11 protein-coding genes, 1 rRNA gene and 2 riboswitches are annotated in these 14,781 nt (G+C 46.8%); of the genes, 4 read left to right on the top strand and 8 right to left on the bottom strand.

Going from position 1 to position 14,781, the window contains the following annotated elements; translation table 11 throughout:
- A 16S ribosomal RNA gene (locus tag KNP81_RS12345) occupies positions 1-68 on the bottom strand; the annotation flags it as partial.
- 345 nt (positions 69-413) lie between these two features.
- On the opposite strand from KNP81_RS12345, the gene KNP81_RS12340 reads away from it, so the two are divergent.
- Positions 414-1,247, top strand: coding sequence for a VanW family protein (locus KNP81_RS12340; protein ID WP_214720158.1), 834 nt, complete (start codon positions 414-416; stop codon positions 1,245-1,247).
- 20 nt (positions 1,248-1,267) lie between these two features.
- On the opposite strand, the gene KNP81_RS12335 is transcribed toward KNP81_RS12340, so the two are convergent.
- The 6 genes from KNP81_RS12335 to KNP81_RS12310 form a co-directional block, all read right to left on the bottom strand.
- Positions 1,268-2,629 carry an NCS2 family permease gene (locus KNP81_RS12335; protein WP_251130353.1) on the bottom strand — a complete coding sequence of 454 codons (1,362 nt, stop codon included), beginning with the start codon at positions 2,627-2,629 and terminating at the stop codon, positions 1,268-1,270.
- 88 nt (positions 2,630-2,717) lie between these two features.
- A riboswitch (purine riboswitch) is annotated at positions 2,718-2,819 on the bottom strand.
- A 137-nt stretch (positions 2,820-2,956) separates the two neighbouring features.
- Positions 2,957-4,480, bottom strand: a complete 1,524-nt coding sequence (gene guaA, locus KNP81_RS12330; protein ID WP_251129055.1) for a glutamine-hydrolyzing GMP synthase — start codon at positions 4,478-4,480, stop codon at positions 2,957-2,959.
- A gap of 111 nt (positions 4,481-4,591) precedes the next feature.
- Positions 4,592-4,692: riboswitch (purine riboswitch) on the bottom strand.
- A gap of 39 nt (positions 4,693-4,731) precedes the next feature.
- Entirely contained in the window at positions 4,732-6,828 is a 2,097-nt protein-coding gene (locus tag KNP81_RS12325; protein WP_214720156.1) for a transglutaminase domain-containing protein, read from the bottom strand.
- Positions 6,825-7,892, bottom strand: coding sequence for a DUF58 domain-containing protein (locus KNP81_RS12320; RefSeq protein ID WP_214720155.1), 1,068 nt, complete (start codon positions 7,890-7,892; stop codon positions 6,825-6,827). The genes KNP81_RS12325 and KNP81_RS12320 overlap by 4 nt, the downstream gene beginning before the upstream one ends.
- On the bottom strand, positions 7,889-8,842 hold the full coding sequence (locus tag KNP81_RS12315) for an AAA family ATPase (RefSeq protein WP_214720154.1): 954 nt from the start codon (positions 8,840-8,842) through the stop codon (positions 7,889-7,891). The genes KNP81_RS12320 and KNP81_RS12315 overlap by 4 nt, the downstream gene beginning before the upstream one ends.
- Before the next feature lie 172 nt (positions 8,843-9,014).
- On the bottom strand, positions 9,015-9,620 hold the full coding sequence (locus tag KNP81_RS12310; protein ID WP_214720153.1) for a flavin reductase family protein: 606 nt from the start codon (positions 9,618-9,620) through the stop codon (positions 9,015-9,017).
- Positions 9,621-9,881: 261 nt separating this feature from the next.
- Here KNP81_RS12310 and KNP81_RS12305 point away from each other — a divergent pair, with 261 nt between their 5' ends.
- On the top strand, positions 9,882-11,720 hold the full coding sequence (locus KNP81_RS12305) for an ATP-binding protein (protein WP_251129053.1): 1,839 nt from the start codon (positions 9,882-9,884) through the stop codon (positions 11,718-11,720).
- A gap of 202 nt (positions 11,721-11,922) precedes the next feature.
- Positions 11,923-12,240, top strand: a complete 318-nt coding sequence (locus KNP81_RS12300) for a hypothetical protein (RefSeq protein WP_214720152.1) — start codon at positions 11,923-11,925, stop codon at positions 12,238-12,240.
- Positions 12,241-12,301: 61 nt separating this feature from the next.
- On the opposite strand, the gene KNP81_RS12295 is transcribed toward KNP81_RS12300, so the two are convergent.
- Complete coding sequence (locus tag KNP81_RS12295) at positions 12,302-13,582, bottom strand: helix-turn-helix domain-containing protein (protein WP_214720151.1); 1,281 nt, start codon at positions 13,580-13,582, stop codon at positions 12,302-12,304.
- 281 nt (positions 13,583-13,863) lie between these two features.
- Between KNP81_RS12295 and KNP81_RS12290 the strand changes: the two genes are divergently transcribed.
- The gene (locus KNP81_RS12290) at positions 13,864-14,544 is read left to right on the top strand and encodes a hypothetical protein (RefSeq protein WP_214720150.1); all 681 of its coding nucleotides are present in this window, start codon (positions 13,864-13,866) and stop codon (positions 14,542-14,544) included.
- Positions 14,545-14,781: the final 237 nt, after the last annotated feature.

Here is a 14,781-nt window from a genome sequence, read left to right as displayed (position 1 = left end):
CGCTCGACTTGCATGTATTAGGCACGCCGCCAGCGTTCGTCCTGAGCCAGGATCAAACTCTCCAAAGAATTTGATATAGCTCTTTAAAACATGACGAAGCTTGCGCTTCATTCAAACATTGTAAAACTTTTTTGCCTCATCGTTCAGTTTTCAAAGTTCGTCTGTCGCTCTTGGCGACTAAATAATAATAACATTTATCATTATTGTGTGTCAACCAGTTTGTTTACTAAGTTGTAAGCATCGCTGGCAACAGAGATAACTATAGCATCCCCTTCTACCACATGGCAAGCATTATTCTAAAAAAACTTTAAAAGTTTTTCACCCTCTTCATTTTAACCCCTTTGATTTCGAGAAGGGCATTATCCCCTGTTGGCGAATACACACCAATACCAACTTAAAGAAGGTGACACTCAATGCTTCAACTGCAGCCAAAGAAACGATCGAACCTGCGCATATGGGCAGGAACCCAGTATTACACATTAAAACGCCAGGCTCAATGGATGACGGACGGGAAACGGTATACCGCTCAACGAAACACTATACCGTTGCCTTATCTTATCCACGAGCATCGCACCCCACTCTACCGAAGATTACGCGACGTCGATCTCGAGATGCAACAGAACAAAGTCATCAATCTCAATATCGCCATCAAACAGTTAAATGGTATCATCGTCTCTCCGAACGAAGTGCTCTCGTATTGGAAAACCATCGGGCGACCTACCAAGCGAAAAGGCTATGTGGACGGAATGATTTTGCATTACGGAAAGGTCACGACCGGAACCGGGGGCGGATTGTGCCAATTATCCAACTTGATTTATTGGATCACGCTCCATAGCCCACTCACAGTGACCGAGCGTTACCGCCACAGTTATGATGTCTTCCCTGATTCACGAAGGGACCAACCGTTTGGGAGTGGCGCCACATGTTCCTACAACTATTTAGACCTTCAAATCACCAATCGGACGGCACAGACGTTTCAACTCCTTCTATATATTGAGGGGGATTATCTCGTAGGGCAATGGCGGTCCAATATCCCACCAACCGTTCAATATGAGATATATGAAGAAAACCACCACTTCACGAATGAATGGTGGGGTGGAACAGTTCGGCATAACCAAATATTTAGAAGCGTCCTCTCCCAAGATGGCACATTCATCCGAAATGAGTTCATCACAGAAAACCATGCCTTAACCATGTACGACCCCTTCTTACCTGAAAACACTGCATACAAAAAAGCCGACTCATAAACCGAGTCGGCTTCATTTCATTACGCGTGCGGCAAGAATATAAAGTAAGCCAAGAAGATCACTAACATGCCGTACATGATTGGGTGGATCTCTTTCGTCTTCCCTTTCGCGATCATCATGAGCGGATACAAGATGAATCCGAGCCCAATCCCCGTCGCAATCGACGAAGTGAGGGGCATCATCAGAATCGTCATGAATGAAGGAATCGCGATTTCTAGCTTTCTCCAGTCGATATCGAGTAAAGCCGAAGCCATGAGTACTCCTACGATAATCAATGCAGGGGCTGTGACCGCCGATGTGACGACTGCCAAGAGTGGCGAGAAGAAGAGCGCCAATCCGAAGAACAAACCTGCGAATACAGCCGTCAAGCCCGAACGACCACCCGCCGCTACACCAGCCGACGATTCTACATATGACGTCGCAGTCGATGTCCCAAAGATTGCACCTGCCACTGTTGCTGTTGAGTCAGCCATGAGCGCTTTACTCGCACGTGGCACTTTGTTGTCTTTCATGATTCCTGCTTGACGAGCTACCGCTACGAGCGTACCCGCTGTATCAAAGAAATCAATGAAGAAGAACGTCAAGATGACGACTAGCATTTGGACCGTGAAGACTTCTGAGAAATTGATGAACGCTTGTCCGAAAGTCGATGACATGCTCGGTGGTGCCGAGACGATGTCTGAGATGGCAGTCGGTGTCGGTACAAGATTGAAGATCATCCCGACAATTGCCGTGAGAAGCATCCCGATGAAGATACCACCTTTTACATTTCGAACCATTAACAATGCTGTCACTACAAGACCGAACACTGAAAGGAGTGTCGTCCCTGTTCCGAGTGAACCGAGACCGACGAGCGTCGCCTCGTTGGCGACGACGATACCTGCATTTTTCAAACCGATAAAGGCGATAAAGAAACCAATCCCTGCCGCGACCGCCATTTTGAGTGGTCCCGGAATTGCGTTGACGACTGTCTCACGAATACCTGACAGTGTTAAAACGATAAAGAACAAACCAGAAACGAGAACCCCTGATAGTGCCGTTTGCCATGGAATACCCATGCCGAGAACTACACTGTACGCGAAGAAGGCGTTAAGCCCCATACCCGGAGCGATCGCAATCGGATAGTTGGCGAACAAGCCCATCATGACAGAACCGACGAGGGCGACAAGACCGGTTGCCACAAAAACAGCGCCCATGTCCATTCCTGCTGCACCTAACACGTTCGGGTTAACGAACAAAATGTAAGCCATTGCCAGGAACGTAGTGAATCCTGCGATCAATTCCGTTTTGATGTTCGTTCCAAGTTCATTCAACTGGAAGTAACGTTCAATCCGGTTTCCTGATGGTTGGTGATTTGGTTCTTGCTTGAGCTGTGTGCTCATTGGTTTTCCTCCTTGGCTCGCCGTAAAACGAGAAAAGGTCCCCGATTGATAACCGGAGACCCCACGCGAAACATACAGGGACATAAGTCCCTGATCTATGTCTCGCCGTAGTGAAATCATTTAAGGTGATTTCGTAGAGACTCTCGGGCCATATTCCCGATATTATACGGCAAAATAATTTTTAATTGTTCGGATATAATAAGAACGTTTTTATCTTAACAACGGAAAAATCGAATGTCAACAAAAATGACGGATTTTAACCAAATATTTCGTCCTAATGTTCGGTTTTACCAAATAAAAACAGAGGGGATTTCTCCCCTCTGGTGGTTATTCCCACTCGATTGTTGCTGGTGGCTTCGATGTGATGTCATACAGGACACGGTTGACGTGACTGACTTCGTTGACGATACGAACTGAGATTTTCTCGAGTACATCCCATGGAATGCGGGCCCAATCTGAAGTCATCCCATCAATCGAAGTGACGGCACGTACGCCGACCGCATAGTCATACGTCCGCTCGTCGCCCATGACACCAACTGAACGAATCGGTGTAAGAACCGTGAAATATTGCCAAATATCACGTTCGAGACCGGCTTTCTTCACTTCTTCGCGCAGAATCGCATCTGACTCACGCACGATTTCAAGTTTCTCTTCTGTGATTTCACCGAGAACACGAATGCCAAGACCTGGTCCCGGGAACGGTTGACGCCAAACGATATAGTCCGGTAACCCGAGTTCAGTCCCGAGTTCACGTACTTCATCTTTAAAGAGCGTGTTGAGTGGCTCAATCAATGTGAAGTTCATGTCTTCCGGTAGTCCACCGACGTTATGGTGTGACTTGATTGTTTGTGCCGTGTCCGTTCCACTCTCGATGATATCCGTATAAAGCGTACCTTGGGCAAGGAAGTCCATGTCCACAAGTTTAGACGCTTCTTCGTCAAACACGTAGATGAACTCATTGCCGATGATTTTTCGTTTTTGTTCTGGATCTGAAACGCCGGCAAGTTTCGCCATGAAACGCTCCTGCGCGTCAATCTTGATGACTTTCATATTGAAACCGTCCGCGAACGTCTTCATGACGCTGTCCGCTTCGTTTTTGCGAAGCAAACCATGGTCGACGAACATACATGTCAATTGGTCGCCGATGGCACGATGAACGAGCGCTGCGACAACCGATGAGTCGACGCCACCTGACAACGCGCAAAGAACTTGCTTGTCGCCGACGATCTCGCGAATCTTCTCGACTTCGATGTCGATGAAGTTCTCCATCGACCACTCACCTTTGGCGCCACACACTTCATAGATGAAGTTTTTCAAGATGTCGTTACCGTACTCAGAGTGCCGGACTTCCGGGTGATACTGTACGCCGTACATTTTGAGTTCATCGCTCTTGATTGAAGCGACCGGGCATGATGGGTTCGTCCCATCGACGATAAATCCTGGCGGTGCTTCCATGACGAGGTCGCCGTGGCTCATCCAAACCGTATGTTCCACTGGGAGACCCTTGTAGAGCGCCGACGCTTCCGGTGTCGAGAAGAGCGTCGCTTTTCCGTATTCGCGATGTGCCGCTCGTTCGACACGTCCACCGAAGTGATGCGTCATGAGTTGCATGCCGTAGCAGATTCCGAAAATCGGAATGCCAAGTTCGAAAATTTCCGGGTCACAGCGATATGCGCCTTCCGCGTACACACTGTTCGGGCCACCCGAGAAAATAATCCCGACAGGAGCCAGTTCACGAATCTCAGCAGCGGTCATCTTGTGGGAATGAAGCTCACTATATACGCCAAGGTCACGCACACGACGTGTAATCAACTGGTTGTACTGGCCTCCAAAGTCGAGCACCAAAATCATCTCTTGTTCTATTTTCACAAAACCTCCACCTTTCTGCCTTCTTCTCAAAAAAAGAGCGAGCTTCTCCCACGGATTCACTAAACCGAAGAAGAAGCACGCCCTTTTCTGTGTATACGAAACGTGCTCCTTCATAGTCGGTCCATTTACGGTGGTCCGGTAGAGACTCTCGCGCCAATTCGCGAGTATATACGAAGGAATGCTGTTCAATTATCTAACTAATGCGTCTATCTTACTGTATGCATCCACCTACTTCAACTCATAATTCGACGAATCATGATTTTCCAATATTCTTTATATTTTGAATTCGGCGTTTTTTCGGCATAGACACTTTGTTCAAACAAACGGGTCAATCTCGTCATTTCGGTCGATTCATAATAAGCATCGACCTCTGCGGCGAGTTCGGACGGCGTGCGCCCGTCGACTTTAAAACCTGCTCCACGGAGTCGTTTAACTAGATAGCGATGCATGGCGACGAGTCGATTTTCATTCAATGGACGCCGTGTCCACCAAAGCATCATGACGAGGCGTTCAATCGATTTTCGGTTCCATACGAGAACGGCGACCGTAAAGACAATCACAATCCAACCCCACACCGGCATATTCCAGTTCTCCGTTGCCGCTTCTCCCGACGTCACATCATCGAGTGCCAAATCTTCTTGCGGACGATTCGTCGGCTCGTCGTCTTGCGACGCTTGTGGTTCATTGGCCGCTGGATCGTCTGCATTCGCTTCGTCCTCCGTCTCGACTTGAAGTAAGTTGGCATCCGAGAAACTGATAGTCGCCTCGAGCGGGACCCAGCCTGCGCCTTCCACGAAATATTCTACCCATGAGTGGGCGTGACGGTTCCGGACGGTGTATTCTTCTTCCCCTTGGATAATCCCCCGCGCATCACCCATCGTGAAACCTTTTACCCAACGTGTCGGCACTCCGCTCGCCCGGAGAAGGACGGCAGCCGAGGTCGAGAAGTTGTCACAGTACCCGATTAACGTATCGAACAAAAATTGATCGACGTAATCCGTATTACCTTCCGGGACGGCCACATCTTCCGTATTGTATTGGAAATCTCCAGATTGGAAGTAGGCTTGAACCGCTTGGGCTTGGTCATAAGGTGTCTCACTGTCGCCCGTGATATCGGCCGACAAGTCGCGGACCCGATCCGGAAGCGAGTCCGGCAATTGCAAGTACGCCTGCCGCTCTTCTTCCGTCAACGTCGTCACCGGTTCATTCAATGCCAGTTGCTCTTCTGTAAAGGAAGGGACACTGTAGCGGAGTTGAATCGTCTGAGGCGTCGTCTGTCCATCATTGTCGAACACGATTTTCCCGGATGGTCGGATGTGAATCGTCTCGTTCGGAAACGGTTCTTCGATATTTCCAACTCGGAACTCAGTGCCATTGTCCGTCTCCGTGGCCTGTGGATATTCTCCACCATACGGGACGAACGTTTGGCGCCGGTCAAATCGGAGCAACGCCTGTTCCGGTGTCGTATCGACAGCTTGGTCGACGAGTTGTCCGCGGTTATATTCGGAATCGAGGACCGGGGACTCGACCCAGCCCTTCCCCGTATAAATCTCTTTTGACTCGATGCGCCAATAGCGCGCCGGCACACCACGGGCGATGAAGACGATGCCGTCATCTTGCTCAAACGGTCCGCCGAGTTGTTCATCGTTCACCCCATAGCCGACTCGACCGCTACCAGAGCCCTCATCGTTCACCGCGTTTTGGAAACTCGTCGTCAAACGGTCGGACCAATCCCCTTCGAGCGTCGGGGACACGCTTGCGAGTGCCAACACGACCGAAGCGAGGAGCGCGATACTGACATAGCGGACGAGCGATTTGCTCGGTCGTTTCGCCAGGTCGGTGACGAAGAGCAATACGAGCGACGCTAAAATTGCGAGTAAAATCTTCCCTTCCCCGTCATAAAGCGTCCACGTGTCAAAGTAAGCCATCAGTCCGAGCGTCGAAACGATCATCCCGAGAACGAAGCCATAGCTCGGATACGTGCGTCCGACCAGGATGGCGAACAGTACCCCGATGAGTGCCATCGCCGAGAAGAAAATCGCCTCTTCCGGCAAAGCTCCGCTCAGTACCCCGCTCAAATCCTCTAACCATAGACCGAACCAATCCAGGATACTCCCGTGGTACACGTACAAGACGATAAAGAAGTTGAAGACGACCACACCAATGAAACCATACCAAGGCAACAAGCTCGCAAACATCGGAACGAGAAGCAGGAACAAGAACGGCCAGTTGACATCAAATGTCGTACTGCCCACAATCGGCTCGACCCAAAATGACAACAAGTAGGCGGCAAGCGCCGTATAGACGATTCGTTTCAACCATGCCGTCATGTCGTCACCTCGTTCGCCGTGTACAAGTGATAGCTGCCTTGTGTCTCATTCATGATCTCACGCACCCATTTCGTCTCGAGTGGGCTAATCATAATCAAGTTCCCCACTTCTTGCGGCAGGTTGCGCTTCACTCGTTCGACAAGGCGCCCTTCCGGCTCCGGTGTCGCTGTCAGCAAGTAATGGCCGACCTCTGCGCTTTGGTCCGGCAAATGGAACAGACGGACCTGCTCTTCGATGACATACAGTTCGAACGGCAGATTTTTCCGCTCGAGTTGTCGGATTGCACCGACGAGAAGCGACAATGAACGTTCGAACGCTTCTTCATGCCCGGCCGTTGTCGACGGGACAAAGACAAGCGACAATTTCTTCTCCTGCTCTTGGTCGAACGTTTTCGTCATTAAGTTTCCGCGTGGAGCCGAGGCTTTCCAATCGATTCGACCGATGCGGTCCCCGGCCGCATACTCACGGACACCACTCGTCGTATTGGCAACCTCGGTATATGTGCGCGTGCGGCGATACTGTTCGCCTCGCCCACCGACTTGCTCGTCACGCGGTAAGTCGAACGGAAGTTCAGCAGGTGAGACTTCAACGACCGTCTCGAGTCGCAACGTCCGTTTGCGGTCGAACAGTCCGAACACGTCTCGCACGTGAAGGACGGTCCGATCGAACACGTGGATGCCGCGTCGAATCTGTTCGATTTCGTAATGGACCGTCTCTGTCCGTCGAAAGAAACGATCGACCGTGGTAATGATGACATCAGTGGATGTCGCGAGTCGCGACGGCGGTGTCTCTTCTAACGTGACGACCCCGACAAGAAACGGGTATTTCCGCTCCACTTGCAGTTCCACGTCCATCGTTTGGCCCGAGACGAGTCGTTTCGTCGTCACACGGCGCGACACGTTCGCGGCTGTGACCGGATAAATCATGAAAATCGTCCAATAGGCGGCCAGGACGAAAAATGACCACCAGAGCGTCGACGCGACGATACTCCCTTCAATTCGGGCGAATGCGTAAAGTCCGAATGCCGCCGCCCACACAAGGAACAGCTTCATCCAATTTTTCATACTTCTTTGACCTCACGATCCATCGGGACCGGAAGTGTGTCGAGCCAGCCTTTGACAAGCTGTTTGGCCGTCTTCCCTTTATAACGCGCTTCTGCCGTCAGTAAGATGCGATGACCGAGCACACTACCGGCGAGCGCCTTCACGTCATCCGGTAGCACGAAGTCACGGTTGTGAATATACGCCCACGCCTGTGCCGCCTTCATCAAAGCGAGCGTCGCCCGTGGACTGCCCCCAAGATACGTGTTCGGGTCGTTGCGCGACTCGTGAATCAAACGGACGATATACTGTTTGACGGCACTCGAAACGTGTACATCGCGCACTTCGCGTTGCATCTGTTCGACTTCATGTTTCGTAATGACACTCTGTAGCGCCTCAAGCGGTTCTGCTTTCTCAAACCGCGTCAGCAGTGCAATCTCTTCATTGAAAGATGGATAGCCCATCTCGATTTTAAGGAGGAATCGATCCAATTGAGCTTCCGGGAGCGGATACGTCCCTTCATGTTCAATCGGGTTTTGCGTCGCCATGACGAAGAACGGAGACGGTAAAATTTTGACTTCACCGTCGACCGTCACGCTGCGCTCCGCCATCGCCTCGAGCAAGGCCGATTGTGTTTTAGGAGAGGTCCGGTTAATTTCATCAGCCAAAACGATATTACCCATCAATGGACCCGGCCGATATTCGAACTCTTTCGTCTTTTGGTTATACATCGAGATTCCGGTCAAATCAGAAGGCAACATGTCCGGAGTGAATTGGACACGTTTGAAATCCAAATCGATGGCTCGACTGAACGTCCGGACGAGCATCGTTTTCCCGACGCCCGGGACATCTTCTAACAACACGTGCCCTCCGGCAAGTAAAGCAGTCAAACTCTTTGCGATGACATCTTCTTTTCCGACGATCACCGTCTCAATGGCATTGATGATCGATTGAATGGCTGGACGATATGACATAGCCGACTCCCCTTTTTTCTCTGATCGCTGACGCGTTAGAAATTAGAATGTTCTGACTTTATTGTGACACATTCGAGCGCTCGTGTGAAAGAAAACCATCATGCCAATGGGCTCTCCATTCTTTACCCGAAAAAAGGCGCCTTGTCTCCGATTCGAGCAGGCGCCATGGCATTTATTTCGGTCGTTCGATTTCGAACGTTTCGCCGAGCGTGGCATAGAAGTTTCCGGCGAGTCGACTGACCGGTGCCAATCGTTCGGCGTCGATACGTCCGGCTTCATAAAGCGCCGGGTCAATATGGAACCGCACGACTCGCGCGATCAATAAGTCAGCCGTCACTTTCCCGTCATGCTCAATCGGAACGTGATGGTGCAGTTTACATTCCATCCGGATTTTGGCTTCTTTCACGCCTGGCGTCTCGATGACATCACTCGGTGCGGTCGTGAACGTCGTCCGATCGAGCTCACTCTCCGCTGGCCCTAAATTGGCCGCGGTCTCGTTGACGAGAGCCACGTTCGTCTCATCGACGATATGGATGACGAGTTCTTCTGTCGCGACCGCATTGCGGGCCGTATCTTTCATGACACCGTTCTTCCGTTGAACCGATACCGATAGTAGCGGCGGCTCGGACGCCACGATGTTAAAGTAACTAAACGGCGCAGCATTGATTGTGTCGCCGTTTCGAGTCGTCACGAAAGCGATCGGCCGCGGAACGATACTCCCGATTAAAAATTTGTACGTGTCTCGCTCGGTTAACGCTGAAGGTTCAATCGATAGCATAAGAGCACCTCTTCCATAGTCATTTCTTCTCTTTCAAGCTATCCTGTTCCCTTCGTATGTGTCAATCGGAAGCACATTCGAATGTGTAAGATGCTGAAATCCGGGGTATATCCGTCTAGATATGATATTTAAACAGAGAATGTTTGATGGCACATTGTTTGAGCAATTCGGTGTTCATCTAATTTTTCTTTTTGTATATTTCCGTCATACGACGATGGAATTGGAGTTGGTTTTTAGTTAAGGAAGGAAGTAGAGTGTATTATGGGCAAGTGGATTGAACAATTGAACAGTCGTCAAATTCTCGGCATCCTTTATGGTGCTTGTATCACCAGCCTCGTTTTAACAGCAATCGGTGCTTGGTTCGTTCGGGACGATACCGTCTCACCGACCGAACTTCTGACGTTGCGTTGGATCTGGATGACCGGGCTAGTCATGTTTATCACTGCTATTTTATTAATTGGACGTCCTCTAATCACACGCATGGTCGGACAAAACGAAAAAATGCGCGCAAAACAAAAAGAGATGCAGTCCGTGCTCGAGGCGTCGAAACAAAATGAGACTAAACTGCAGTATCGTAACGAATTGATTGAAGTACTCGCTTCGAAGGAATCGTTACTCGACTATTCGGCTGTCATCGAAAAAATCGTCTGGTTGACCGAGGCGGAGTTCGGGGCCGTGTTGCTCGTCAAAGACAATGAAATCACGTCCGTCGTACCGAAAGGGATGACAAAAGAGCAACAGGAGGACTTGAAGGTAAAGTCCCTTCTGTTAAAGCGTGTCATGATTTCTAAATCGCTAGAAGCGAGTTCAAAAAAAGTGGCCGACCAGCTTCACGGCTACCCGTACTATATCCATGAGACGGTCATCCCGGTAAAGGATCCATCAGACGGAACGATGATCGGTTGCTTATATTTGGCCTGTTATGATGAGCCATTCGATGCGAGTGAAACATCAGAGTTGAACGCGTTTGCGAACCAGTTGGCCATTTCGCTCTTACGGACGCGGCTTTATCGCCAGATGCAACAGGATCGTAAAGAGACGGCACAATTAATCAACTCGGTCCGTGAAGCCATACTGTATTTCAACTATGAGGAAGACACGATCGTCGGCAACCGCGCCTTTATCCGCATGTTCGATGAACTTCAATTCGAATACGCCGGTTATGAGGAACTGACAACGTTATCGATTGATATCGAACAGTTTGCCGAACGTGTCGATCAACAAGACCTTTTCATCAGTTATATCGAACGTGTCTTCGACCAAGAGCCGCCGGAAGACGGCTTATCGATTTCATTGGATCAAGGAGATTACTTCCTACAGGTCTATGCGGAAAGCATTTATCGAGATGGGAAGATTCACGGCACGATGCTCGTCTTGCGCGATGTGACGGCCGAAACTGAAATTGACCGAATGAAATCAGAGCTTGTTTCGACGGTCTCTCACGAATTAAGAACGCCGCTGTCATCCATTTATGGATTTACAGAGTTGATGCTCGAGCGTGATTTGAAAGAAAGCCGCCGTGAATTGTACTTGAAGACGATTCATGATGAAGCAAAACGTCTCTCTTACTTGGTCAACGACTTCCTCGACCTTCAAAAAATGGAGGCCGGAAAACAGACGTTCGAGTGGGAGACAGTTGATTTGCTCGAGCTCGCTCGCGACAGTATCAGCTTTTATCAAGAGACGACCGACTTGCATCATCTACACTTAGATGCCGATGTCGGACAGGACTTTAAAATCGAGGCCGACTTGGAAGGCATGCGGCAGTTGCTCGGTAACTTGCTCAGTAACGCCATCAAATATTCGCCAGAAGGTGGGAACGTCCTCGTTTCATTAGAACGACTAGAAGGTCAAGTCGTCATGAAAGTTCGAGACAACGGGATGGGGATTCCTTCATCTGCATTACCGAACTTGTTCGGCAAGTTTTACCGGGTCGATAACTCAGACCGTCGTAAAATCGGAGGGACAGGACTCGGTCTCGCCATCTGTAAAGAAATTGCGAAAGCGCACGACGGACATTTACACGTTGAATCGATTTACGGGGAAGGCAGTACATTTATTTGTGAATTGCCGACGTCAAAAGAAGCGATTCATCAATGAACACGACCGGAGTCGTTCCGGTCGTGTTTTTTACGCCGTAGCTTCTATTTTTAGCAGGAATGTTTTGGGATAATCTAGAAAAAGAGTAACATCGAGAAACGAAGGCAACATCGATTTACCCTTCCCATTTTTCTCGCAGGCTTATTCTAGAAAAAGAGCTATACTAGTAAGGAAGAGACAGACAAGATTGGAGGTCATGAAGTTGGATCACCGCGACCCACCGTTTTCAGAACTAGGCGACTTTAAACAATGGGGACGTTTTGATATAAACGTGCCACTTCAAGGCGGGCAAGCCGAACTGCAAGCTGCCGTATCGATTGTTAGACATCATATTCCTTTGCGGTTGGGTGGGTTTTATATCATCGCGAGTGAAGATGGAATTTTGCGAAGCGGCTCACACGACGCCAATTTACAAAAACATATCATTCACCTACTCCAACAAGTTCAAACGGGCCATGTGGGAGATGAAGCATTGATGAACGAACCGATTTGGACGATTCATTATTTCACCACTCCATAAACGACAAGAGACGATTCGGGCGTCTCTTTTTTTGTGCAAAAAAAGAACGCCTGAGGAGGCGTTAATCCCATCGAGACATAATCGCAATGGATTTTTCATAGTATTCAGTAGATAGTTTGTACTTCCCATTTTCTCGTAGCTCACGTGCTAACCAAAGGGCATATTTGTTTGTGTAATGATAGTCATCGGAAGATTCAAAATACTGCACTGCCTTTTTTAAGCTCTCAATCAATTCTTTACTGTTCCCATTAGTATACTTATTTCGAAAAACTCCAAAATGATATATAAATTCGGATAGGTTATCATTGTCCTCTTCTTGAATAATTTCTTCCCCCTTCTCTACCCAGTCTAATACTTCTTGGGAACTTCCTCTAATAGAATATTCTTCAATTAATGAAAGAATACTTAGTAGTTTACTTTTGCTTTCAACTTTATATTCTAGCCCTTTTAAGAAATATTCTAATGCAAGCTCTCTATTACCTTGTAGAGAATATATTTCACCCGTGTTGTTGTAAAGCATGCCATAATATCCTTTTAAGTCCGTTGCCCCGGCAGCTTTAATTGCCTTTTTGTAATTAGCTAATGCTTCGTTAAATCGTTTTCTTCGTTTAAAAGCTAATCCGATAATTAAATGGCATTCTATTATTCGTTCTACATAAAAATTATCTTTAAAATACGATAGCGCTCTATTCACATGTTCAATCGCTTGTAAATAATCCGTATATTTATAATACATACCACCAATAATATAATTGATGTCGGCTATTTCCCATTCTTCCAAGTACGTTGTATCTAACTCCTCCCTCACTTGTTGCATTAAATCTAATGCTGTATCTTTATCATTTAATGAAAAAGATTTTAAAGCTTTGAGAATGTTGAATCTTATACGATCCTCTGATGTAAATTGATCTTGTAACCATTCTAATTCAGTTAAGTAACCTTGTTTTCCACCAGGCATGAAATCAAACCTTGCTAACACTAATAGCATCAATATATATAAAGGTTTATGTTTATAAATCCTATGGTCCTTTTTATATCGTTCTATTTTTTTCAAATTTTCTGCTGTTTCATTTAAGTTCCTTGATAAAACAGCTTCTTTTATTAGTCTTAAAATCTCTACTTTAATTTTTTCAATTTCATTATCAGTCACTGTTACGTAAAGAGGAATATCTAAGTCTAATTTCCTAAAAAGAAGATCTAGTACTTCTTCACTAGGGATAGTCTGGTTATTTTCAATTTTACTTAAATATGAGACGGAGCATATTCCACGGGCTAAAACAGACTGTTTCATATTTCGACGCAGACGCTCTACTTTAATTAAATTCCCATAATTATTTTGCATGCAGTAGCATCTCCTGGATTCTATTTTTAATACTTTAGACCCTCTTATCGTCGTTTTTTATCACAATTAGGAAAATCTAACTTGAATACCCCCGATTTTTGAAGGTTTTACGCGTCTATTTTCCCAAACGGTACGAAATCACTAGTCCTTTTATCCATGATAGAATTGAACTAATCCCAAAAAGAGAAATCTGTTTGTTTTAACAGACTGTCTCATCTAAAGTTTATTCCATTCATGATAAAAAGCAAGATATAGGGCATAAACTAAAGGAGGTCATCTAAATGAGTAAACTTAGCAATCTTCTGGCTAGAGACTATGTTAAGCCACATATTTATTTTACAACAAAAAACTCACCTACTATTGATGCATTATTTACTACCTCAGATCGAAATCAGTTTAGAGGCCTTGAAAACCTTACAACTCTTTTACAAGATTCTAAAGGTGTTATTATTAATGCGTTTCATATCGATTATTATCAAACCTTACCTACTTTGATCGCACGTGTATTAAACGAGACCTATTCTTCAAAAAAAATTTGGGTTATCGGACCAGAACTTTCACTAACTATTTTAAAACGAAGTATGAAGAATATTTATCCATTTAAATCGTCTGTTGGATATTTGAATGTAGATCAATGCGAAAACGACTTGATTGAAACATGTGTAGAAAAATTGGACGATGGCGATTTGTTATACGTTTTACCAGAGGTTTCATTTGGCTGGAAACCCGGAGTCGAAGAAGACTACAGCACTCAAGAAGAACAACCTTTATGCAGTGCAATCTTAAGTCAAAAGTCTAAATGCCCAGTATTACCAATTTCAAATTCTGAAATTGACGAAATGATTGAAATTCACAATCCCGTGTACTCAAGTGATTACAAAGGTTCTATATTTGAATCAGCTATCCTTCAGTCTCGCCAAGTTTTAACAGCCCTAAAATTGAATCAATCGCATCTGGAATGATTGCCACATAGTACCTTTACGTCATATATTGTTTATATACGGAAAATACACAGCATAAAACCTAGAAAAGAGGTGCTATTTATGAAAAAATTCAAAAATGCCCTAATTGTTTCATTAGCTTTACTTCTTTTTTTCGGAATTTCCAAGCCGCTTATTTCAGAAAATACGTTCCCTTCAGAAGAATTATCAGCTGAAGACTTTCCACGTCTCTGGAGCTTACCGGTCAACGAGGTAGCA

Origin of the sequence: Exiguobacterium sp. s149, assembly GCF_018618395.1 — a bacterium.
Taxonomy (GTDB): domain Bacteria; phylum Bacillota; class Bacilli; order Exiguobacteriales; family Exiguobacteriaceae; genus Exiguobacterium; species Exiguobacterium chiriqhucha.
Note: the sequence above shows the minus strand (reverse complement) of the source record. Positions and strands in the feature narration are given on the sequence as shown.

Bases quoted from the DNA above. Each gene is read 5' to 3' on its own strand.
- KNP81_RS12295 (WP_214720151.1), bottom strand. From the start codon at position 13,582: ATGCAAAATAATTATGGGAATTTAATTAAAGTAGAGCGTCTGCGTCGA.
- KNP81_RS12320 (WP_214720155.1), bottom strand. From the start codon at position 7,892: ATGAAAAATTGGATGAAGCTGTTCCTTGTGTGGGCGGCGGCATTCGGA.
- KNP81_RS12325 (WP_214720156.1), bottom strand. From the start codon at position 6,828: ATGACGGCATGGTTGAAACGAATCGTCTATACGGCGCTTGCCGCCTAC.
- KNP81_RS12290 (WP_214720150.1), top strand. From the start codon at position 13,864: ATGAGTAAACTTAGCAATCTTCTGGCTAGAGACTATGTTAAGCCACAT.
- KNP81_RS12310 (WP_214720153.1), bottom strand. From the start codon at position 9,620: ATGCTATCGATTGAACCTTCAGCGTTAACCGAGCGAGACACGTACAAA.
- KNP81_RS12315 (WP_214720154.1), bottom strand. From the start codon at position 8,842: ATGTCATATCGTCCAGCCATTCAATCGATCATCAATGCCATTGAGACG.
- KNP81_RS12340 (WP_214720158.1), top strand. From the start codon at position 414: ATGCTTCAACTGCAGCCAAAGAAACGATCGAACCTGCGCATATGGGCA.
- guaA (WP_251129055.1), bottom strand. From the start codon at position 4,480: ATGATTTTGGTGCTCGACTTTGGAGGCCAGTACAACCAGTTGATTACA.
- KNP81_RS12335 (WP_251130353.1), bottom strand. From the start codon at position 2,629: ATGAGCACACAGCTCAAGCAAGAACCAAATCACCAACCATCAGGAAAC.
- KNP81_RS12305 (WP_251129053.1), top strand. From the start codon at position 9,882: ATGGGCAAGTGGATTGAACAATTGAACAGTCGTCAAATTCTCGGCATC.